Source organism: Neisseria basseii (genome assembly GCF_962707005.1).
GTDB lineage: Bacteria > Pseudomonadota > Gammaproteobacteria > Burkholderiales > Neisseriaceae > Neisseria > Neisseria bergeri.
Genome location: NZ_CAUIXH010000005.1, coordinates 18126 through 40983, shown reverse-complemented (window position 1 = coordinate 40983; position 22858 = coordinate 18126). Strand labels below are relative to the sequence as shown.

Annotated in this window: 19 protein-coding genes and 2 pseudogenes; 9 read left to right on the top strand and 12 right to left on the bottom strand. The window is 51.6% G+C overall.

Going from position 1 to position 22858, the window contains the following annotated elements; translation table 11 throughout:
• Position 1: 1 nt before the first annotated feature.
• The 4 genes and pseudogenes from hisI to Q9I99_RS11550 all read left to right on the top strand — a co-directional run.
• A complete protein-coding gene (hisI, locus tag Q9I99_RS04050; protein WP_301668362.1) occupies positions 2-397 on the top strand; it encodes a phosphoribosyl-AMP cyclohydrolase in 396 nt (131 codons plus the stop codon).
• Positions 398-503: 106 nt separating this feature from the next.
• Positions 504-2099, top strand: coding sequence for a peptide chain release factor 3 (locus Q9I99_RS04045; RefSeq protein WP_301668363.1), 1596 nt, complete (start codon positions 504-506; stop codon positions 2097-2099).
• Positions 2100-2117: 18 nt separating this feature from the next.
• Complete coding sequence (locus tag Q9I99_RS04040) at positions 2118-2234, top strand: peptide chain release factor domain protein (RefSeq protein ID WP_301668364.1); 117 nt, start codon at positions 2118-2120, stop codon at positions 2232-2234.
• Positions 2222-2308 (top strand): annotated as a pseudogene (locus Q9I99_RS11550) (gamma carbonic anhydrase family protein); the annotation flags it as partial. The gene Q9I99_RS04040 and the pseudogene Q9I99_RS11550, both read left to right, overlap by 13 nt.
• A gap of 168 nt (positions 2309-2476) precedes the next feature.
• On the opposite strand, the gene Q9I99_RS04035 reads toward Q9I99_RS11550, so the two are convergent.
• From Q9I99_RS04035 to lolA, 4 genes and pseudogenes are all read right to left on the bottom strand, one after another.
• Positions 2477-3007 (bottom strand): gamma carbonic anhydrase family protein, encoded by a 531-nt coding sequence (locus Q9I99_RS04035; RefSeq protein WP_301668365.1) that lies wholly within the window; start codon positions 3005-3007, stop codon positions 2477-2479.
• A gap of 40 nt (positions 3008-3047) precedes the next feature.
• Positions 3048-4150 (bottom strand): annotated as a pseudogene (locus tag Q9I99_RS04030) (glycosyltransferase).
• A 94-nt stretch (positions 4151-4244) separates the two neighbouring features.
• Entirely contained in the window at positions 4245-5384 is a 1140-nt protein-coding gene (locus Q9I99_RS04025; RefSeq protein WP_301668366.1) for a polyamine ABC transporter substrate-binding protein, read from the bottom strand.
• A gap of 272 nt (positions 5385-5656) precedes the next feature.
• Entirely contained in the window at positions 5657-6280 is a 624-nt protein-coding gene (lolA, locus tag Q9I99_RS04020) for an outer membrane lipoprotein periplasmic chaperone LolA (RefSeq protein WP_002232177.1), read from the bottom strand.
• A gap of 430 nt (positions 6281-6710) precedes the next feature.
• Here lolA and Q9I99_RS04015 point away from each other — a divergent pair, with 430 nt between their 5' ends.
• The 3 genes from Q9I99_RS04015 to Q9I99_RS04005 are packed head-to-tail and all read left to right on the top strand — an operon-like array spanning position 6711 to position 9253.
• Positions 6711-7538, top strand: coding sequence for a ferritin-like domain-containing protein (locus Q9I99_RS04015; RefSeq protein ID WP_301668367.1), 828 nt, complete (start codon positions 6711-6713; stop codon positions 7536-7538).
• A 45-nt stretch (positions 7539-7583) separates the two neighbouring features.
• Positions 7584-8594, top strand: a complete 1011-nt coding sequence (locus Q9I99_RS04010; RefSeq protein WP_003710434.1) for a cation diffusion facilitator family transporter — start codon at positions 7584-7586, stop codon at positions 8592-8594.
• Positions 8591-9253, top strand: a complete 663-nt coding sequence (locus Q9I99_RS04005) for an HAD family hydrolase (protein WP_118782948.1) — start codon at positions 8591-8593, stop codon at positions 9251-9253. Before Q9I99_RS04010 ends, Q9I99_RS04005 begins: the two co-directional genes overlap by 4 nt.
• Before the next feature lie 392 nt (positions 9254-9645).
• Here the strand turns inward: Q9I99_RS04005 and ppsR are convergent, their stop codons facing one another.
• On the bottom strand, positions 9646-10467 hold the full coding sequence (ppsR, locus tag Q9I99_RS04000) for a posphoenolpyruvate synthetase regulatory kinase/phosphorylase PpsR (protein ID WP_013449355.1): 822 nt from the start codon (positions 10465-10467) through the stop codon (positions 9646-9648).
• 410 nt (positions 10468-10877) lie between these two features.
• Here ppsR and ppsA point away from each other — a divergent pair, with 410 nt between their 5' ends.
• Complete coding sequence (ppsA, locus tag Q9I99_RS03995; RefSeq protein ID WP_301668368.1) at positions 10878-13262, top strand: phosphoenolpyruvate synthase; 2385 nt, start codon at positions 10878-10880, stop codon at positions 13260-13262.
• 223 nt (positions 13263-13485) lie between these two features.
• A complete protein-coding gene (gene rho / locus Q9I99_RS03990) occupies positions 13486-14745 on the top strand; it encodes a transcription termination factor Rho (protein WP_301668369.1) in 1260 nt (419 codons plus the stop codon).
• Positions 14746-14852: 107 nt separating this feature from the next.
• Here rho and Q9I99_RS03985 read toward each other — a convergent pair whose 3' ends face one another.
• The 7 genes from Q9I99_RS03985 to secD all read right to left on the bottom strand — a co-directional run bounded on the left by Q9I99_RS03985 (position 14853) and on the right by secD (position 22809).
• Positions 14853-16148 (bottom strand): NAD(P)/FAD-dependent oxidoreductase, encoded by a 1296-nt coding sequence (locus tag Q9I99_RS03985; protein WP_301668370.1) that lies wholly within the window; start codon positions 16146-16148, stop codon positions 14853-14855.
• 125 nt (positions 16149-16273) lie between these two features.
• The gene (locus tag Q9I99_RS03980; RefSeq protein ID WP_301668371.1) at positions 16274-17161 is read right to left on the bottom strand and encodes an ABC transporter permease subunit; all 888 of its coding nucleotides are present in this window, start codon (positions 17159-17161) and stop codon (positions 16274-16276) included.
• Positions 17161-18126: an ABC transporter permease subunit gene (locus Q9I99_RS03975; RefSeq protein ID WP_301668372.1), complete on the bottom strand. Its 966-nt coding sequence runs from the start codon at positions 18124-18126 to the stop codon at positions 17161-17163. Before Q9I99_RS03975 ends, Q9I99_RS03980 begins: the two co-directional genes overlap by 1 nt.
• Positions 18127-18141: 15 nt before the next feature.
• A complete protein-coding gene (locus Q9I99_RS03970) occupies positions 18142-19266 on the bottom strand; it encodes an ABC transporter ATP-binding protein (RefSeq protein ID WP_301668373.1) in 1125 nt (374 codons plus the stop codon).
• A 276-nt stretch (positions 19267-19542) separates the two neighbouring features.
• Positions 19543-19812 (bottom strand): 30S ribosomal protein S15, encoded by a 270-nt coding sequence (gene rpsO, locus Q9I99_RS03965; protein WP_002217790.1) that lies wholly within the window; start codon positions 19810-19812, stop codon positions 19543-19545.
• 204 nt (positions 19813-20016) lie between these two features.
• Complete coding sequence (gene secF / locus Q9I99_RS03960; RefSeq protein WP_301668375.1) at positions 20017-20952, bottom strand: protein translocase subunit SecF; 936 nt, start codon at positions 20950-20952, stop codon at positions 20017-20019.
• 3 nt (positions 20953-20955) lie between these two features.
• Entirely contained in the window at positions 20956-22809 is a 1854-nt protein-coding gene (gene secD, locus Q9I99_RS03955; RefSeq protein WP_301668377.1) for a protein translocase subunit SecD, read from the bottom strand.
• Positions 22810-22858: the final 49 nt, after the last annotated feature.

The window sequence follows — 22858 nt, the reverse complement described above, 5'->3', positions numbered from 1 at the left end:
TATGGATAAAAACCTGCTTGAAGCCGTCAAATTTGACGAAAAAGGTTTGGTTTGCGCCATCGCCCAAGATGCCGAAACCAAACGTGTTCTAATGGTGGCGTGGATGAACGCCGAAGCCCTGCAAAAAACCGTCGAAACCGGCTTTGCCCACTATTACAGCCGTTTGCGCCAAAAACAATGGATGAAGGGCGAAGAGTCGGGACACACGCAAAAAGTCCGCGAACTGCGCCTCGACTGCGACGGCGACGCCATTGTGATGCTCATCGCCCAAAACGGCGGCATCGCCTGCCACACCGGGCGCGAAAGCTGCTTTTACAAAGTCTGGAACGGCGGCGCGTGGGAAACCGCCGATGCCGTCCTGAAAGACGAAAAAGAGATTTACAGCAGCACGCACTGACCACCTCCGACATTGAATTATCAGGCATTTTTTTGTACAATTTCGCCGTCTCAAACACTGTCCGGGCCGTCTGAAAAGCGGCCTGAACCTTTTTGCAAAGAAAACCATGTCCCAAGAAATCCTCGACCAAGTGCGCCGCCGCCGCACATTTGCCATCATCTCCCACCCCGACGCGGGTAAAACCACGTTGACCGAAAAACTCTTGCTGTTTTCAGGTGCAATTCAAAGCGCAGGTACGGTAAAAGGCAAGAAAACCGGCAAATTCGCCACTTCCGACTGGATGGAAATCGAGAAGCAGCGTGGCATTTCCGTCGCTTCGTCAGTGATGCAGTTCGACTACAAAGACCACACCGTCAACCTCTTGGACACGCCGGGACACCAAGACTTCTCCGAAGACACCTACCGCGTATTGACCGCCGTGGACAGCGCCTTGATGGTTATCGACGCAGCAAAAGGCGTGGAAGCGCAAACCATCAAACTCTTGAACGTCTGCCGCCTGCGCAATACGCCGATTGTCACGTTCATGAACAAATACGACCGCGAAGTACGCGATTCTTTGGAATTGCTGGACGAAGTGGAAAACATCCTGCAAATCCGCTGCGCGCCCGTCACCTGGCCAATCGGCATGGGCAAAAACTTCAAAGGCGTGTACCACATCCTGAACGACGAAATCTATCTCTTCGACGCAGGCGGCGAACGTCTGCCGCACGAGTTCGACATCATCAAAGGCATCGACAATCCTGAATTGGAACAACGCTTTCCGCTGGAAATCCAGCAGTTGCGCGACGAAATCGAATTGGTTCAGGCGGCTTCCAACGAATTTAATCTCGATGAATTCCTTGCCGGCGAACTCACGCCCGTGTTCTTCGGCTCTGCGATTAACAACTTCGGTATTCAGGAAATCCTCAATTCATTGATTGACTGGGCGCCCGCACCGAAACCGCGCGACGCGACCATACGCATGGTCGAGCCTGACGAGCCGAAATTTTCTGGATTTATCTTTAAAATCCAAGCCAATATGGATCCGAAACACCGCGACCGCATCGCCTTTTTACGCGTCTGCTCCGGCAAATTCGAACGCGGCATGAAGATGAAACACCTGCGCATCAACCGCGAAATCGCCGCCTCCAGCGTGGTTACCTTCATGTCGCACGACCGCGAGCTGGTGGAAGAAGCCTACGCGGGCGACATCATCGGCATCCCGAACCACGGCAACATCCAAATCGGCGACAGCTTCTCCGAAGGCGAACAACTGGCATTTACCGGCATCCCTTTCTTCGCACCCGAACTGTTCCGCAGCGTCCGCATCAAAAACCCACTGAAAATCAAGCAACTGCAAAAAGGTTTGCAACAACTCGGCGAAGAAGGCGCGGTACAGGTGTTCAAACCGATGAGCGGCGCGGATTTGATTTTGGGCGCGGTCGGCGTGTTGCAGTTTGAAGTCGTAACCTCGCGCCTCGCCAACGAATACGGCGTGGAAGCCGTGTTCGACAGCGCATCCATCTGGTCGGCGCGCTGGATATCGTGCGACGACAAGAAAAAACTGGCGGAGTTTGAAAAAGCCAACGCGGGCAACCTCGCCATCGACGCAGGCGGCAATCTCGCCTACCTCGCCCCCAACCGCGTGAATTTGGGGCTGACTCAAGAACGTTGGCCCGACATCGTGTTCCACGAAACGCGCGAGCATTCGGTCAAACTTTAAAAAGCAAGCGGCGATAAAATGCCGTCTGAACCCGAAAAAAGGCTTTCAGACGGCATTTTTGCCTGCAACTCAGACGCAGACAGTCAAAATCAAGGCGCATCGGATGCCGTTACCGGGTGCATCCCGGCCGCGTGAATTTGGGGCTGACGCAAGAACGTTGGCCGGACATCGTGTTCCACGAAACGCGCGAACATTCGGTCAAACTGTAAAAAGCAATCGGCGATAAAATGCCGTCTGAACCCGAAAAAAGGTCTTCAGACGGCATTTTTTGCCTGCAACTCAAACGCAGACGGTCAAAATCAAGGCGCATCGGATGCCGTTATCTGGTGCGTCCAAGCGCGTGAATTTGGGGCTGACGCAAGAACGTCGGTGTGATTTCACATCCCGTACTGTTTCGACAGCTTCACATAATGCGCGGCGGAATATTTCAAAAAGGCTTTTTCCTCATCGGTCAGCGGACGGGCCTGCTTCACGGGCGAACCGATATAAAGGTAGCCGCCCGCCAAGCGTTTGCGCGGCGGAACGAGGCTGCCCGCACCGATCATCACTTCGTCCTCAATCACGGCATCGTCCAAAACGGTGCTGCCCATACCGACCAAGACGCGGTTACCGATGCGGCAGCCGTGCAGCATCACTTTGTGCCCCACGGTAACGTCTTCGCCGATAACCAGCGGCGACCCTTCGGGTTTGGCGGCGGTTTTGTGGGAAACGTGCAGGACGCTGCCGTCCTGTATATTGCTGCGCGCGCCGACGGTGATGCTGTTCACATCGCCGCGCAACACGGCGCACGGCCACACGGAAACGTCTTCGGCAAGCGAGACTTCGCCGATGACGACGCAGGCTTCGTCTATCATGCAGCTTTCGTGAATTTGGGGCGCGTGTTCCAAAAATTTGCGGATTGCGGTCATTTTTCCTCCTTTGGCAAGGTATATATTGTTAAGGAATTTATTAAATATTCCCTCTGATTGCTTTTAAAATCCGGCCTGTAATATCTACACCGAATAATGTGATTATCGGGAATATCAGCTTATATATCAACTTATTGGACTTTAATAACACAAACCTTAAATGATACGCCCTCCTTTTTATATCAGTATCACACCCTATATTTTTACTCGTCATGATAAAAAGCAAAACGAGATATTCGTAGGAAAGAAAAGAATAAAGATAACTTGATATATCCCTATTAAATTCCATTTCCGCATTTTTCTCCAAAATATATAATAATGACTTTATACTTTTTTCCGAAACAGTTCCCGTAATAGAATCTTTTCTTCCCTGCCGATAATAGTAATAACAACCGTCCAAATAAGAAAAAGTTGTTGCCGCATTAAATAATCTCATTGACCATTCGATATCTTCAGAATAAATTCCCTTTTCAAAAAACAGTTTTTCTCTAATAATCAATTCTCTTTTTATAATCTTATTCCATGCCGAACCCGGAAATTTTCTAAATCGGCATAATCCTTTCAAAACTTCGACTTTGGGTTGATTGAGTATTTTTTCAGGCTGATAATCTTCGCCAAAATATGAAACACTTCCCTTATCATATTTAACTGCATTTAAAAAAACCACATCCGGCATATCACTATCATCTTTACCAAGAAAATCCAGCAAGACCTGACAATTAATAAAATCATCCGAATCAATAAATGTTATATATTTTCCGTTTGAATTTTTTATTCCGGTATTTCTCGCCTCCGACAATCCTTGGTTATCCTGATATATATATTTGATGTTTGGTGTCCGGTGTTTGTTGTTTGTTGTTTGTTGTTTGTTGTTTGTTGTTTGTTGTTTGTTGTTTGTTGTTTGTTGTTTGTTGTTTGTTGTTTGTTGTTTGTTGTTTGTTGTTTGTTGTTTGTTGTTTGTTGTTTGTTGTTTGATATTTTATCTATATATTTATAACATATATCTTCACTTCCGTCTTTTGACCCGTCATTCACAAGGATAAGTTCGACATTTTCATTACTTAATATAGGTTCTATGGAACTTAAACACGCTTCCAAATAACTTTCGACATTATAAATGGGAACTACGATACTTAAATTCATATCCATATTATTATCCTAAATAATTCTAATCCTGACTTAATGCGGACACGCCGTTTCCTGCCGCCCGAAAGGTTTCAGACGGCAGGGATTCCGGTTATTTGCCCGCTTTGAGCCCTTGCCACAGCTTCACGCCCAGTTTGGCGGATTCTGCGGATTTGGGCGATACGATGAAACTTTTTTCCATCAGTTCTTTGGTCGGGAAAATCGATGGATCGTTTGTGTATTTGGCTTCCATCAAATCACGCGCGGGACGGCTGGAGGGCGCGTAGGTAACGAAGCTGCCGTTTTTCGCCGCCACCTCGGGCCGGAGCGTGTAATCGATATAGCGGTGGGCGTTGGCAACGTTTTGCGCGTCGCGCGGAATCATAAAGGAATCCACCCACACGCCCACGCCGGTTTTCGGGGTCAATACTTTGATTTCCACGCCGTTTGCGGCTTCTTCGGCACGGGTTTTGGCAATGTTCAAATCGCCGCCGTAACCGATGGCGGCACACAGGTTGCCCGCCGCCATATCGTCGATATAGCCGGAAGAGCTGAAGCGTTTCACGTCGCCCCGGACGGCTTTCATCATATCGACGGCGGCTTTGATGTCTTCGGGATTTTCACTGTTGGGGTCTTTGCCCAAATAGTGCAACGCCAAGGGAATCTGTTCGATTGCGCTGTCGAAATAGCTGATGCCGCAGGATTTGAGTTTGGCGGTGTATTCGGGTTTGAACACCAAATCCCATTCGTTTTCGGGCAGCTTGTCCGTACCCAATGCCTTTTGCACCTGCCGCGTGTTGATTGCCAAGGTGTTGATGCCCCAGAAATAGGGGACGGCGTATTCGTTGCCCGGATCGACGACTTCCATCATTTTCAGCAAATCTTTATCGATGTTGCCGTAATGGGGGATTTGCGCCTTGTCGATTTTCTGATACGCGCCCGCTTTGATTTGACGGCCGATGTTGGCGATGGACGGCGCGGTCAGGTCGTAGCCGGATTTGCCGGTCAGGACTTTTGCCTCCAGTGTTTCGTTGCTGTCGTAATAGTCGGAACGCGTCTTGATGCCGGTTTCTTTTTCAAAGGCGGCAACGGTTTCTGGATCGACATAATCCGACCAGTTGTAGATATTGAGTTTGCCCGATTGTTCGGCTTCGGGCTTGGCGGAGGGGGCTTGGGCGGCGGTATCGCTTCCGCCGCCGCACGCAGTCAAGGCGAGGCTCAGGATTGCCGCCGCCACCAGTGTTTTTTTCATGGTTTTCGACCTTTCGTTCAAAAATAAAAAACATTGCAGGGACGGACGGGCCGCCTGCATCGGAAGCTGTGGGGGCGGCCGGTCGGCTTTCTTGGCCCTTGGTGCAGCAAGGTTTGCATTAAACGGCAAAAACAGCCGGGGCGCAACCGTTAATTTTCACGGGTTTGCCGTTCCGATGCCCGATCGGGCGGTAATGCGGGACATTGTTCCGCCTGCGTGAAAATGCCGTCTGAAGCCTCGGCGGCTTTCAGACGGCATCGGGGCGGACGACATCAGTTGCTCAATACGTCCACGCCTTTGGGCGGGGTAAACTTGAACGCGCCGCGCGAGAGTTGGGGATTGGTATTCAAACCGCCGAAACTGATGGAGGTTTGGTTGCCGAAGCTGTCTTTAAGCTGCATGGCGGCGAGGTTGCCGCCTTTGAAGCCGATGCGGATGTATTGGTAGCCGGCGTTGTTGCGTTTGGGCGTTGCCAGCACATAATCGATGCCGTTGGACGAACCGTCCTCTTTCAGCGTGTAGCTGCTTTCGAGGGCGGTTTTGTTCGACAGGATGGCGGCGGGGCTGCCGCCTATGGCCTGGTCTTGGGACGACTTGGTAACTTGTGCCAAATCGACATCGTAGAGCCAAACGGTTTGACCGTCGCCGACAATAGTCTGTTTGTAGGGCGAAGTGTATTCCCATTTGAAGAGGCCCGGGCGCAGGATTTTGAACGTGCCGTGCGCGGTTTGGGTTTTCTTTTTGCTTTGGACGGTTTGGGTGAAGCTGCCGCTGATACCGTCGGCATCATTGTTGAATTGCTTGAGCGCGTCCACCGCGCCCGCCTGTGCGGAAGCGACGGCGACGGTCAGGGAGCAAACGGCGAGGAATTGGAACAGGTTGTGCGGTTTCATCATTATCTTTCCTTGTCGGGATGGGTGTGGCGCAAAGTATCGGCGCGGCAAAACAATCATACGGGCGGCGTTACGGGCGGTTTGCATTTTACAAACCGCGTTTTCCGAAGGCTGATTTTTTTGACCACCCGGAAAAGGTAGGCACGCCACGCCGCCCTTTAATTGTGTGCCGCGTTATAGTGGATGAACAAAAATCAGGACAAGGCGACGAAGCCGCAGACAGTACAAATAGTACGGAACCGATTCACTTGGTGCTTCAGCACCTTAGAGAATCGTTCTCTTTGAGCTAAGGCGAGGCAACGCCGTACTGGTTTTTGTTAATCCACTATATTTGACGGTTTGGGCGCGGAATGCCGAATCGCGGAGATTATATGCCTCATCTTGTTTTTTTAAAACGCTATAATATTTGTTTTCCGAACACGGCGGACTTGAGATGAAACCCGATATTTATGCTTTGCTGGAACGCGCCCTGCTTTCGGGCGACCCCGATGAAAAAGGACGGCTGACGGATGAGGCGTTTGCCGCCGTTCAAAACATGGACGGGGCTGAAACAAACGCGCCGCCGCTGGATTTCCCCCGCGCGGGACGACCGGACAAGCCGATTTTGGTCGCGCCGTCGCAACTGACTCCGCGCAAGATGAACACGGCAGAAGGCTATGCGGCGATGCTGCACGCGATTGCGCATATCGAATTCAATGCCGTCAATCTGGCTTTGGACGCGGCATACCGTTTCCGCACGCTGCCGTTTCAGTTTGTCCGCGATTGGGTGAAAGTGGCGAAGGAAGAGGTGTACCACTTCCGCCTGATGCGCGAACGGCTGTGCGCTTTCGGCTTCGATTACGGCGATTTTGAGGCGCACAATCATTTATGGGATATAGCATACAAAACCGCCTACGATCCTTTGTTGCGTATGGCTTTAGTGCCGCGCGTATTGGAAGCTCGCGGGCTGAACGTTACGCCGGGGATACGCGCGAAGGTGGCGCAGCGCGGCGATTCGGAAACCTGCGGCGTGTTGGACATCATTTACAGCGACGAAGTGGGACACGTCGCCATCGGCAACCATTGGTATCAACACCTTTGCCGCGAACGCGGTTTGGAACCGATTGCCCTGTTCCGCAGTCTGATTGCCCGTTACGATATGTTTATCTTCCGCGGCTATGTGAACATCGAAGCGCGGGAAAAAGCGGGCTTCAGCCGCTTCGAGCTGGATATGCTGGAAGATTTCGAGCAGGGTTTGAAACAAGGCAAAAAGGTCGTCTGAAAACCCTGAATCCGGATTTTCAGACGGCCTCTGTTGAGGAACGTTATGTCTCACCATCACGAACACCATCATCACGCACACGCCCACACGCATACCGCCAACAAAAAAGTATTGCGCGTGTCGTTCATCATCATCGCCGCCTTTATGCTGCTGGAGGCGGCCGGCGGCCGGCTGACCCACTCGCTCGCGCTGCTTTCCGACGCTGGGCATATGTTCGGCGACGCGTTTTCCTTGGGCGCGGCATTGTGGGCGTTCAAGCTCGGCGAAAAAGAAACCACGCTGCAAAAGACCTTCGGCTACAAACGTTTTGAAATCCTCACCGCCATGTTCAACGGCTTGTCGCTGGTGGTCATCGCCGTAATGATTTTCTACGAAGCCGTCAAACGCCTGCTTTATCCGCCCGAAATCGCCACGCCGGGGATGCTCGTCATCAGCATTATCGGACTGCTGGTCAACATCGGCGTGGCGGTTTATATGCTGAAAAACAGCGACACCGAAGCCAACGTCAATATGCGCGGCGCGTATCTGCACGTTTTAAGCGACCTTCTCGGCTCGGTCGGCGCGGTTGCCGCCGCCGTACTTATGATGGCGTTCGGCTGGAAATGGGCGGATCCGCTCGTCAGTATGTTCGTTGCCGCGCTGGTCGGACGAAGCGGCCGGAGCCTGCTCAAACAAACGCTGCACATCCTGATGGAGGGCACACCCGAAAACATCCGCACCGACGACCTGCTCGACGTTATCCGCAACACCGAAGGCGTAAAATCCGTCCACGACTTACACGTCTGGACGATTACAAGCAATATCAACGCCCTATCCTGCCACATCGTCGTGGACGGCAGCATAACCGTTGCCGAATCCGAACAAATCGCCTACCGCATCGAACACGGTTTGTCCCACAAAAATATCGGACACTGCACCATCCAAATCGAAAGCGAACACCACCCGCATCCCGACAGCGTCTTGTGCGCCAACAAAACCGGCGGCGCGCACCATTGCCGCCGTCAAACCCAAAGCCTTGCAGGCAAACCCATCGGAAAACCAAAGGAAGCCTTATGATACAAGCCGTATTGTTCGACCTCGATGGCACGCTCGCCGACACCGCCCCGGACCTCGGCGGCGCGCTCAACGCCGTGTTGCGCCGCCACAACCTGCCCGAAAAAAGCATCGCGGAAATCCGCCCGTATGCCGGACACGGTGCGGCAGGACTGCTCAAACTCGGCGCAGGCATCACGCCCGACCACCCCGACTACGCCTGGTGGCGCGTCGAATACCTAGACGAATACGACAGCCGCTACGCCCAAGACACCGCCCTCTTCGACGGCGTGGACGAACTCATCGCCGAACTCGGCAGGCGCGGCATCAAATGGGGCATCATCACCAACAAACCCGCCCGCTTTACCGACAAACTCGTTCCCAAACTCGGCTTTGCCGTTCCGCCCGCCGTCGTCGTCAGCGGCGACACCTGCGGCGAACCCAAACCAAGCGTCAAACCTATGCTGTATGCGTGCGGACAAATCCACGCCGAGCCGCAACACACTGTCTACGTCGGCGATGCCGAACGCGACATCCAAGCCGGGCGCAACGCCGGTATGACGACCGTCCTTGCCGAATGGGGTTATATTTCCGATGAAGACGATACCGACTCTTGGCAGGCGGACATCCGCATCCCCGCACCAATCGAGCTACTCGGGACGCTAAACAAAATCCGTCCTTGAAAAATGCCGTCTGAAAACCTTTCAGACGGCATTTCCCGTATTCCGGCACCTCGTTTGAAAATAGGCAAAAATCCACATTAACCGGTCGAAAGAATCCGTCGGAAATCATCGAATTTTATTGTGCCCGCTTTCAATCTTCTTTATATGGCTGCTTAGATTTTTAGCAGCCCTGAAATCCGACGGGCTGTACGGTACGGGCAAGACATCGGATGTCGGCAGGTAAATCAGCTTGATATGCCGTCCGCCCCGACTGTGAAAACGCCAATCGGGATTAGACTTGAGCAGGCCGGTTATCAGCCTTTGGACATCTTTGTTTGACGAATATTTAATGGCGCAACTCCTGTGCAAGATACCGATGAACGAAATTTTGCCTGAATTTTAGGCAAAAAACATCAAAACCTGCGCTTCAACTTGCACGCCTGAAGGATGTGCACGGCAAGCTCCTCCACCGATTTATCGGTCGTATTCGCAAACGGAATCCCGTGCCGTCTGAACATATTCTGCGCGTCCGCCACCTCGCTGCGGCAGGTATCGATACGCGCATAAGCCGAATTCGGGCGGCGTTCCTGACGGATGGCCTGCAAACGTTCCGGCTGGATGGTCAACCCGAACAGCTTATCCCTATAAGGTTTGACCATACGCGGCAGATCGGTCGATTCTAAATCGTCGGGAATCAGCGGATAGTTTGCCGCACGGATGCCGTATTGCAGGGCGAGATAAAGGCAGGTCGGCGTTTTGCCCGAACGCGATACACCCATCAAGATTACATCCGCTTCCTGAAGGTTTTTATCGCTGACACCGTCGTCGTGGTTGAGCGAAAAATTGACCGCCTCCATACGCGCATCGTAACGTTGGGTATTACCGATACTGTGGTGTCCTTGCGTAGCGGCAACCGCCTCGGTGTTGAGTTCCTTTTCCAAAAGCCCGAGGAAAGTTTCAAAAAAATTGATATGGAAAGCGTCTGCCTGCTTGATGATTTCACGGATTTCATCGTTGACCACGCTGACAAACGCAATCGGACGCTGACCGTTTTCCTGCCGGCTCCGATTGACCTTCTCCACCACCTCGCGCGCCTTGTCCGGCGTATCGACAAACGGGTGCGTATGGCGTTTGAACGCCACATTGCCAAACTGGTTCAACAAAGCCTCGCCGATATTTTCGGCCGTCAGGCCGGTGCGGTCGGAAATATAAAACACTTGGCGCGGACTGCCCATCGCCCCTCCTTAAATACAGGATAAAAATATCATCATAACAGCAGCGGCAGACAAGGGGGAAGCACCCCGCCGCCCCTACCTCGGATTACACCCCAAAAAAACAAATCATATTTTAAAACAAATTACCGAAAAACTATATTTCTTTAAAATAAAATTCCAAAAAAAGAAACCGGAAAAATACGGCACAAAACATTAACCTATTCAAAACCATCTGTTTTATAAAGGAAATACCTGAAAAAAACAATATGCCGCCCATCGATTTCAAACCGCTACACAGCCCGAACCCGCCATTTTTCAGACGGTGCCGCGATTGTCCGGACAGATAAAAACGTGACAGCGGCGGAACGAATCGCTTAAAATAAGGACGCGGATTTGTTTCTTTTTTAACATATTTTGGATTGGACACACAAATGGCCGACAACTATGTAATCTGGTTTGAAAACCTGCGTATGACAGATGTTGAACGCGTGGGCGGTAAAAACGCCTCGCTGGGCGAAATGATCAGTCAGCTGACCGAAAAAGGCGTGCGCGTCCCCGGCGGTTTTGCCACCACGGCCGATGCCTACCGCGCATTCCTCGCACACAACGGTCTGAGCGAACGCATTTCCGCCGCACTGGCAAAATTGGATGTCGAAGACGTTGCCGAACTGGCGCGTGTCGGCAAAGAAATCCGCCAATGGATTTTGGACACTCCCTTCCCCGAACAGCTCGATGCCGAAATCGAAGCGGCATGGAACAAAATGGTTGCCGATGCCGGCGGTGCGGACATTTCCGTTGCCGTACGCTCTTCCGCAACCGCCGAAGACCTGCCGGACGCATCATTCGCCGGACAACAGGAAACCTTCCTGAATATCAACGGCTTGGAAAACGTTAAAGAAGCGATGCGCCATGTATTCGCCTCCCTGTACAACGACCGCGCCATTTCTTACCGCGTCCACAAAGGCTTCGAACACGACATCGTCGCCCTTTCCGCAGGCGTGCAGCGTATGGTGCGTTCCGACAGCGGCGCGTCCGGCGTGATGTTCACCCTCGATACCGAATCCGGTTACGACCAAGTCGTCTTTGTCACTTCATCCTACGGCTTGGGCGAAAACGTCGTACAAGGCGCGGTCAACCCCGACGAATTCTATGTGTTCAAACCCACGCTCAAAGCGGGCAAGCCCGCCATCCTGCGTAAAACCATGGGTTCGAAACACATCAAAATGATTTTTACCGACAAAGCAGAAGCCGGTAAATCCGTAACCAACGTCGATGTCCCCGAGGAAGACCGCAACCGTTTCTCCATTACTGACGAAGAAATCACCGAGTTGGCGCATTACGCACTGACCATCGAAAAACACTACGGCCGTCCGATGGATATCGAATGGGGACGCGACGGCTTGGACGGCAAACTCTACATCCTGCAAGCCCGTCCCGAAACCGTCAAATCCCAAGAAGAGGGCAACCGCAACCTGCGCCGCTTCGCCATCAACGGCGACAAAACCGTATTATGCGAAGGCCGTGCCATCGGTCAGAAAGTCGGACAGGGTAAAGTACGCCTGATTAAAGATGCTTCCGAGATGGATTCCGTCGAAGCCGGCGACGTACTGGTTACCGACATGACCGATCCGGATTGGGAACCCGTGATGAAACGTGCTTCCGCCATCGTTACCAACCGCGGCGGACGCACCTGCCACGCGGCGATTATCGCGCGCGAACTGGGCATTCCTGCCGTTGTCGGCTGCGGCAATGCAACCGAATTGCTGAAAAACGGTCAAGAAGTTACCGTATCCTGTGCCGAAGGCGATACCGGCTTTATCTACTCCGGCCTGCTGGACGTACAAATTACCGATGTTGCTTTGGACAACATGCCTAAAGCACCTGTAAAAGTAATGATGAACGTCGGTAACCCCGAGCTCGCATTCAGCTTTGCCAATCTGCCCAGCGAAGGCATCGGCTTGGCACGCATGGAATTCATCATCAACCGCCAAATCGGTATCCACCCCAAAGCCTTGTTGGAATTTGACAAACAAGACGACGAATTGAAAGCGGAAATTACCCGCCGCATCGCCGGCTATGCGTCCCCTGTCGACTTCTACGTCGATAAAATCGCAGAAGGCGTAGCAACTTTGGCCGCATCGGTTTACCCGCGTAAAACCATCGTCCGTATGTCCGACTTCAAATCCAACGAGTACGCTAACTTGGTGGGTGGCAGCATTTACGAACCGCACGAAGAAAACCCAATGTTGGGCTTCCGCGGCGCGGCGCGTTATGTTGCCGAGAGCTTCAAAGACTGTTTCGCCTTGGAATGCAAAGCATTAAAACGCGTCCGTGACGAAATGGGTCTGACCAACGTCGAAATCATGATTCCGTTCGTCCGCACTTTGAGCGAAGCCGAAGCCGTTGTTAAAGCCCTGAAAGAAAATGGTTTGGAACGCGGCAAAAACGGCTTGCGCCTGATCATGATGTGCGAGTTGCCAAGCAACGCGGTATTGGCAGAACAATTCCTGCAATACTTCGACGGCTTCTCTATCGGCTCTAACGATATGACCCAGCTGACCCTCGGCCTCGACCGCGACAGCGGCTTGGTGTCCGAATCCTTCGATGAACGCAACCCTGCCGTTAAAGTAATGTTGCACTTGGCAATCTCCGCCTGCCGCAAACAAAACAAATACGTCGGGATTTGCGGTCAAGGTCCGTCAGACCATCCGGACTTCGCCAAATGGCTGGTTGAAGAAGGCATAGAAAGCGTCTCCCTGAATCCGGATACCGTCATCGAAACCTGGCTGTATTTGGCTGATGAATTGAATAAATAATCAATGCCCATACCCCCAAGCCTGAAAAGCTCGGGGGTATTTTTCCAAACGACTTTACTCAAGCGATATATCCTGCCGATAAAGGCTAACCCCGCCTGAGATAATATTTGACACCTGCACGCCGACTGCCTACAATTCCCCCTTTCTCCGAGCAACCGGCAACGGTCAGCTTCTTCTTTCAGACGGCATCCGCCCGTCTTTTCCTCTTCTATATATCATTATTATGCACGTCTCTGAACTACAAACCCTGCACATTTCCAAACTTTTAGAGTTGGCAGAAGAACACGCTATCGAAAATGCCAACCGTTTCCGCAAACAAGACCTCGTATTTGCCATCGTCCGCCAAATGATGAAAAAAGGCGAGAGTTTTACCTGCTCCGGCACACTCGAAATCCTGCCCGACGGTTTCGGTTTCCTCCGAAGTGCAGATACCTCCTATCTTGCGGGTCCTGATGACATATATGTCTCACCCACCCAAATCCGACGCTTCAATCTGCATACGGGCGACACCATCGAAGGCAGCGTGCGCGTCCCCAAAGACAACGAACGCTATTTTGCCCTGGTCAGGCTTGATACCATCAACGGCGACCACCCGGAAGTATGCCGCCATAAAATCCTGTTTGAAAACCTGACTCCTCTGTTTCCGACCAAACAGTTAAAACTGGAACGCGATTTAAAGTCCGAAGAAAACCTGACCGGACGTGCCATCGACCTGATTTCCCCCATCGGCAAAGGTCAACGCGCCCTCTTGGTTGCCCCGCCCAAAAGCGGTAAAACCGTGATGCTGCAAAATATTGCCCATGCCATTACCGCAAACTATCCCGAAGTCGAACTCATCGTCCTCTTGATTGACGAGCGTCCCGAAGAAGTTACCGAAATGAGCCGCTCCGTCCGTGGCGAAGTAGTCTCCTCCACCTTTGACGAGCCGGCGCAACGTCACGTCCAAGTTGCCGAAATGGTGCTTGAAAAAGCCAAGCGTATGGTAGAACACAAAAAAGATGTGGTCATCCTGCTTGATTCGATTACCCGCCTTGCCCGCGCCTACAATACCGTCGTGCCTACCTCGGGCAAAATCCTGACCGGCGGTGTCGATGCCAACGCACTGCATCGTCCCAAACGTTTCTTCGGCGCGGCGCGCAACGTGGAAGAAGGCGGTTCGCTGACCATCATCGCCACCGCATTGGTTGAAACCGGCAGCCGTATGGATGATGTGATTTACGAAGAATTCAAAGGCACCGGCAATATGGAATTGCATCTTGACCGCCGTATGGCGGAAAAACGCCTCTTCCCTGCCATCAACATCAACAAATCCGGCACGCGCCGCGAAGAGCTGCTTGTGCCGAACGACCAGTTGCAACGTATGTGGCTCTTACGCAAATTCCTGCACCCGATGGATGAAATCGAGGCAGCCGAATTTTTAATCGGAAAAATCAAAGCCTCTAAAAACAATGATGATTTCTTTGAACTGATGCGCGGCAAATAAACACGCCGCCCGCATTAATGCGAAATGCCGTCTGAAACCTGAAAATCGGGTTTCAGACGGCATTTTTCACATTAACCGCCAACGGATAAACATACTGCCTACGACACTTAACGGTTATCTTTCCACTGATAGTATTGAGAACCGAGAAATGAACCGAGCTTTCTCAGAAAAGGTTGCAGGATGATATTCGGCTGGCGCAACTGCTCAAACGGCTTCAGACGGCATTCGTCCCCTAAAATTGCTTCTGCAACCGCCAAACCGGCAATACCCGTTATTGCCATACCATGGCCGGAATAACCTTGTGCATAAAAAACATTTTCGGCCAAACGTCCGAAATGTGGGACAAGGTTGGCAGTAATATCACACTCACCTCCCCATGAATATTCGATTCTAACATCGGCAAGCTGCGGAAAAACTTTAAGCATATCTTGGCGGACAAGCTCGGTCATACGCGCGGGATTGTCGATAAACTCGTTATCCTTACCACCGAAAAGCAGTCTGCCGTCCGCGCTGAGGCGGTAGTAGTCCAAAATATGGCGGTTGTCGCATACTGCCATATTGTTGCGGATAAGCCCTTTTGCACGCGCGCCCAAGGGTTCGGTGGCAATAATAAAGGTGCTGACGGCAATCGCCTTGCGCTCCAAAGGCTTGAATATCGGATTCAAACCAGCATAAGTATTGACGGCATAGACCACATTTTTGCACTCGACGCTACCTTCGGGCGTGTAAACCAGCCAACCGTTTTGATGCGGTTCGATACGCGTCATCGGGGACTGCTCGAAAATCTGCGCGCCGGCTTCGGCAGCGGCGCAGGCGATGCCCAAAGTGTAATTGAGCGGATGGAGGTGTCCTGATAAGGGATCGAATTGCGCCCCTTGATACATATCGCTGTCAAGCTGCTGCTTCAGTTCAGTGTTATCCCAAAGTTGATAATGACTCACACCGTAATGCCGTTGGGCGTGCTCATGCCATTGTTGCAATTCTTCCCAATGTTGCGGACGAACGGCAACCGTGGCATAACCGCGTTGCCAATCGCAATCGATGGCATGTTTGCGGACGCGTTCGTCCACCAGTTCGACCGCCTGCAAAGACTGTTGCCAAAACCATTGCGCCTGCTCCAAGCCGACCTGTTTTTCAATTTCCTCCATACCGCAGGCGTAATCGCTGATAACCTGCCCGCCACTCCGTCCCGATGCGCCGAAACCGATACGCGCGGCTTCCAAAACGACGGCTTTATGTCCGTGTTCCGCCAGCGGCAATGCGGTACACAAACCGCTCAAACCGCCACCGATGATACAGGTATCGGTTTTCAGACGGCATTGAAGTTTCGGATAAACAGTATGCGGATTAACCGAACTGAAATAATAGGAAGGCAGATATTCTTGAAAATCAGGGCGAATCATTGTGTTTGCTTTATCAGGTGTATTTTCAGACGGTATGATGCGGTTTGCCGGACCATGCCGTCTGAACGGGAAATTACTTTAAGAAAACAGGCTGACCTGATAATGCGGTCAGCCTGCCCTGTCGGTCAATGCGCTTTCTCGGCAGCCAGTTTTTCCTGGCGGTAGGCTTCCGCTGCCTCACGGTCGCGCTTGGTTGCCTGCCTCATCATCCAATAATTGACGATGATGACCAATGTTCCGATGATGCCGATCAGGATGGTCGCCAAAACGTTCATCTGCGGATCAAGACCCAGCTTGATTTTGGAGAAAATCACCTGCGGCAATGTGGAAGAACCGGGGCCGGACAGGAAGGAGGTAATCACCAAATCATCCAAAGACAAGGTAATGCCGAGTAGGAAGCCGGAGGCAATCGCGGGCGCAATCAGCGGCAGGGTAATCACGAAAAAGATTTTCAGCGGACGCGCGCCCAAATCCATTGCGGCTTCTTCGAGCGACTGGTCAAGCTCGACCAGCCGCGAACGGATGACAACGGTAATGTACGCCATACACAGCGTCGTATGTCCGAGGAAGATGGTGAAAAAGCCTCGATCGAAGTAGAGATGTTGCAACCATTCGCTGCCCTGCAAAAATATCTGCACCTGAATAATCAGGAGCAGCATGGACAAACCGGTAATCACATCGGGCATCACCATAGGCGCGGAAATCATACCGGCGAACAAGGTACTGCCACGGAAACGTTTGATACGCGCCATCGCATAGCCCGCCAGCGTGCCCAAAACGACGGCGGCAAGCGAAGACACAACGGCAATACGCAGCGATAACCAAGCAGCTTCCAAGATGGTGTCGTTTTCCATCAGTGCGGCATACCATTTGGTCGAAAAGCCGCCCCAAACAGTAACGAGCTTGGATTCGTTAAACGAATAGACAACCAAAACGACCAGCGGGATATACAGAAACGCCAGCGACAACATCAGCATCAGTTTCAGGAACCAAGATAATCGGGATTTCTGCATTATTTGGCTCCTTCTTCCAATTCGCGGTTTTCATAATGCTGGAACAGGGCAATCGGCACGACCAGCAGCGCGACCATCACGACGGCGACGGCGGAAGCCAGCGGCCAGTTGTTTTGATCGAAGAATGCCTGCCACAAGACTTTACCGATCATCAGGTTTTCCGAACCGCCGACCAGCTCGGGAATGACGAACTCGCCGACAGCGGGGACAAACACCAGCATCGAACCTGCAATAATGCCGGTTTTAGACAGAGGCAGTGTAATCGTCAAGAACGATTTGACCGGCCCCGCGCCCAAGTCGGAAGCCGCTTCGAGCAGGCGGCTGTCCAGTTTCACCAGCTGCGTGTAAAGCGGCAGAATCATAAACGGCAGATAGGCGTAAACCATCACCAAATTGAGCGAAAAGGCATTGTAGAACAAATCCAAAGGCTCACTGATAATACCCATTTTAATCAACATATTGTTGACGATGCCGTTATGTCCGAGCAGCCCCATCCACGCATAGACGCGCAGCAGAAACGATGTCCAAAAGGGCAGCATAATGGCAAGCAGCAAACCATTGCGGACGGAAGGATTGGCACGGGAAATCGCATAGGCGGTCGGATAACCGACCAACAGGCAAATCACCGTCGTCGTCAGCGCAGTCTTAATTGAAGACCAATAGGTCATCAGATAGATATTGCTGTTTTCACTGTCGCCGAAGGGATTCAGGGTATTCCAGAAATTTTGGAAAATATCGGCATAGTTTTGATAACTGATGGCGATATTCAAACGACCTAAATCTTCATCGATGCTGGTTAACGGCGTAAACGGCGGGATAGCGATTTCTTGTTCGGCAAAGCTGATTTTCAGCACGATGGCGAACGGAATCAGAAACAGCACCAAAAGCCAAATATAAGGCACGGCTATGACCGCGCGCTGCCCCGGGCGGCGGAACAGTTTGTTTTTCAGTTTTTTAAGGTTCATCTCACTCCCCTTAAATCAACGGAACAACGGAGTCGGTTGGTTTTCCGGCCAGCTGATATACACGGTTTCGTCCCAAGTTGGCGGTGTAATGTTGCGCACATACCAGTAAGGTGCAGGAACTTGGCTTTTGACGACGCGGCCGTTGGCGAGTTTGATATGGTAAATGGCGAAGCTGCCCAGATAGGCGATTTCCTTGACTGTGCCTTTCGCCCAGTTGTAATCGCCCAAATGTTCGGGTTTTTCTTTATACAAATCGATATCTTCGGGACGGATACTGACCCACAGGTCCTGCTCGCTCGGGCCACCCAAACCATGATCGATACGGACGTGGTTTTCTAAACCTTCGCATTCGATGACGGCATAATCCGCATGATCTTCAATCACAACACCGTCAAAAATATTGGTTTCGCCGATAAACTCGGCAGTAAAGCGGCTGTTGGGATAGTCGTACACATCGCTTGGCGTGCCGACCTGCTGCAACTGACCGTCGGACATAATGGCGATGCGGGTCGCCATCGTCATGGCTTCTTCTTGGTCGTGCGTGACCATGATACAGGTTACACCGACCTGCTCGAGCGTGTTGACCAATTCGAGCTGGGTTTGCTGGCGCAGTTTTTTATCCAATGCACCGAGGGGTTCGTCAAGCAGCAGGATTTTCGGTCGTTTTGCCAAACTGCGCGCCAAAGCGATGCGCTGTTGCTGACCGCCGGACAATTGGTGCGGTTTACGTTTGGCAAATTTGGTCATCTGAACCAGACGGAGCATTTCTTCGACGCGCGCGGCGATTTCGTCCTTAGGCATTTTGTCCTGCTTCAATCCGAAGGCAATATTCTGCTCCACGGTCATGTGCGGGAACAGGGCATAGCTTTGAAACATCATATTGATGGGACGTTCGTAGGGTGCAAGCTTAGTAATATCCTGACCGTCAAGGATGATTTTGCCCTGATTGGGGCTTTCCATACCCGCCAGCATACGCAGCAGCGTGGATTTACCGCTGCCGGAGCTGCCCAAAAGGGCAAAGATTTCGTGTTGATAAATGTCCAAGTCGATGTTATCGACAGCGTAATTGTCACCAAACTTTTTCACCAAGCCTTGGATTTGCAGATAAGGTTTGGCTGAAGACGCAGTGGTTGCGGTCATAATGGCAATACTCCAATAAAAAGACGAGTACCGGCAAAACGGATTTTCGAATGGGTGATAAAAAGCTGTTTGATTGCTGGCGGGAGTCGCAACGTCTGATGCCGTCTGAAACTCTTGTGAAGCGCACGGGCAGCATGAAATGGAACAGGATTCCAAAGAACTTTATATTATATTAGTTTATGCGGTTTTCGGGCAATAAATATGGATTTGAACTTGTCGGAAAGCAACAGAAAAGAAAACACCGCCCATTTTTCTGGGCGGTGTCGGAAAGCGCAATTATTTACGCAGACCCAAGCGAGTAATCAACGCACGATACGTATCGGGTTGAGTACGGCGCAAATATGCCAACAAGCGGCGGCGTTGGCTGACCATTTTCAACAGGCCGCGACGGCTGTGGTGGTCTTTGGGGTTGGCTTTGAAGTGGGGGGTCAGGTCGTTGATGCGGAAAGTCAACAGGGCGACTTGTACTTCAGAAGAGCCGGTGTCGCCTTCTTTACGTTGGAAATCTTTAACGATTTGTGCTTTTTGTTCTACGGTCAGTGCCATAATGGAAAAACTCCGAAAAATAAAAAGAACCCCAAATGGGATTCGGACAAGTTTGCCAAGCCTCGACAACGGCAAACTCCCTATTCCTGAAACAGGAACGGCGCATTATCACACAATTTTTGCTGTTCTGCACGATATTTTGCGATGTCGGCGAAATGCCGTCTGAAAACGGAGACATCTTCCGGTTTCAGACGGCATTTGACATCAAACCACAATTTCTTCCTTCTGTTTCGCTTCCTTGGCGATATTGTCGCGGCTCAAGCCAAACATCAGCAAGAGCGGGCTGGCAACCAATACGGAAGAATAAATGCCGAACACAATGCCAATGGTCAACGCCATAGAAAAGCCGTGCAAGGCCGCACCGCCGAACACCAGCATGGATACGACCATCGCCTCGGTCGAACCGTGGGTAATGATGGTCCGGCTCATGGTTGCAGTAATCGCGTTGTCGATGACTTCCGGTACGGTATGTCCGCGCATCGCCGGCTTGCGGAAGTTTTCACGGATACGGTCGAAGACGACGACGGATTCGTTCACAGAATAGCCCAATACGGCAAGGATACCTGCCAAGACGGTCAGCGAAAATTCCCATTGGAAGAAGGCAAAGCAGCCGAGAATAATCACGATGTCGTGCATATTGGCGATAATGGCAGATACGGCAAAACGCCATTCGAAACGCATCGACAGGTAAATAATGATGCCGATAACGACAAAACCTAAAGCCATCAATCCATTACTTACCAATTCCTCACCGACTTGCGGGCCGATAAATTCAACTTGGCGCAAAGTAACGTCGGGACTGTCTTTTTTCAGCAAATCCATAACCTGATTGGACAATTGTGCGGAAGTAACACCTTCTTTGTTCGGCAGGCGGATCATGATGTGTTTGTTCGTACCCAATGCCTGAACCTGTACATCACCCATTTTCAGCGTATCGAGGCGTTCGCGCATCTTATTGACATCCGCACCCTGCTGATATTGGACTTCCATTACCGTACCGCCGGTAAATTCGACAGAGAAATTCAGGCCCTTGGTTACCAAAAAGAATACGGCGGCAATAAAGGTAACCAACGAAATAAAAGTCGTCAGTTTGCCGTAGCTCATAAACGGAATATCGCGTTTGATTTTAAAGAGTTCCATAGCTTACTCCTTACCTGCCGCAGTTTCGGCTTCAGGTTTCCATACCGCACCGATGGAAATATTCTGCAATTTGCGTCTGCGTCCGTACCACAGGTTGACCAACGCACGGAATACGACGACGGACGAATACATCGAAGTCAGAATACCCAAACAGTGTACGACAGCAAAGCCGCGTACCGGGCCGGAACCGAATACCAAAAGCGCGATACCGGCAATCAGCGAAGTCAGGTTCGAATCGACAATGGTCGCCCATGCGTGTTGGAAACCGAGATTGATTGCCTGCTGCGGCGGCACACCGGCACGCAATTCTTCGCGGATACGTTCGTTAATCAATACATTGGAGTCAATCGCCATACCCAAGGTCAAAGCCAGCGCGGCAATACCTGGCAGGGTCAACGTTGCCTGCATGGCAGACAAAATACCGATTAGAAACAGTATGTTGGTGCTCAATGCAATGGTAGAAAAGAAACCCATCAGACGATAGTAAACCACCATGAATGCAGCAACGATGGCAAAACCCCATAAAGTCGAATGGAAGCCTTTTTCGATGTTCTCCTTACCCAAAGACGGACCGATGGTACGTTCTTCGACAATCTGCATCGGTGCGGCAAGAGAACCGGCACGCAACAGCAAAGACGTATCGTTGGCTTCGGCTGTCGTCATGCTTCCGGAAATTTCCACACGTCCGCCGGTAATGGCAGTACGGATAACCGGCGCGGTTACAACCTCGGATTTTCCTTGGTCGATCAAAACCATCGCCATACGTTTACCCACATTCGCAGTAGTCAGTTCGCCGAAAATGCTGCCGCCCGCGCTGTCCAAACTCAGACTGACGGCAGGCGCGCCCATTTGGTCAAAGCTGGGTTGCGCGTCGTTGATATTGTCGCCGGTCAGTTCAACCTGCTTGCTGATCAACAGGGTCTCCGGATGATCCCCACCACTTGAAAGCAGCTCATAACCTGCGGGTACATTACCTTCCGAAGCCTCGCGCAACTTGGCAGGATCGTCCTCCACCATGCGCACTTCCAAAGTCGCGGTACGACCGATAATGTCTTTTGCCTTGGCAGTATCTTGCACGCCGGGAAGCTGTACGACAATACGGTCCAAACCTGACTGTTGGATAATCGGCTCTGCCACACCCAATTCGTTTACACGGTTATGCAGTGTAGTGATGTTTTGCTTCACCGCATCTGAGCGTACTTTATTAACCGCCTCTTCCGAAAGCGTCAATACAATATTGCTGCCGTCTGAATTCAGCGTTGCTTCAGGAAACAGCTTGCGCAACTGCGGCAGTGCCTTTTGCACATCGCCGGCATCCTGCAAAGGGACGGTCAGGCTGTTTTCAGCCTGACGCACCGTGCCGCTGCGGATTTTTTCGCGGCGCAGTTCGCGGCGGATGTCACCCGAATAACGTTCAAACGTTTTCTGCATCGCAGCTTTCATATCGACCTGCATGGTAAAATGCACGCCGCCGCGCAGGTCCAAACCCAAAAACATCGGATTGGCTTTGATTTTCGCCATCCATTCGGGGCTGTCCGCCAAAAGGTTGAGCGCGGTAATATAGCCTTCGCCCAAAGTGTTTTCAATAACGTCGCGTGCCTTCAATTGCGTTTCAGTATCTTTAAAACGCACTTTCAGCGAATTATCGACAACGAACATCCCGTCCGTCTGAATACCTGCCTGCTTCAGCGCAGCATCCACTTTAGACTGTGTTTGATCATTGATTACAATAGCTTGTCGGTTGGTCGATACCTGCACGGCGGGCGTTTCACCAAATAGGTTGGGCAGCGAATAAACGGCCGCAACGGCAACCGTCAGCGCAATCAGCAGGTATTTCCATAAAGGATAGCGGTTCATAAATAAACCTTTGCTTTGTTTGTAAAGGCAAACAGCCGCACTCGGAAAA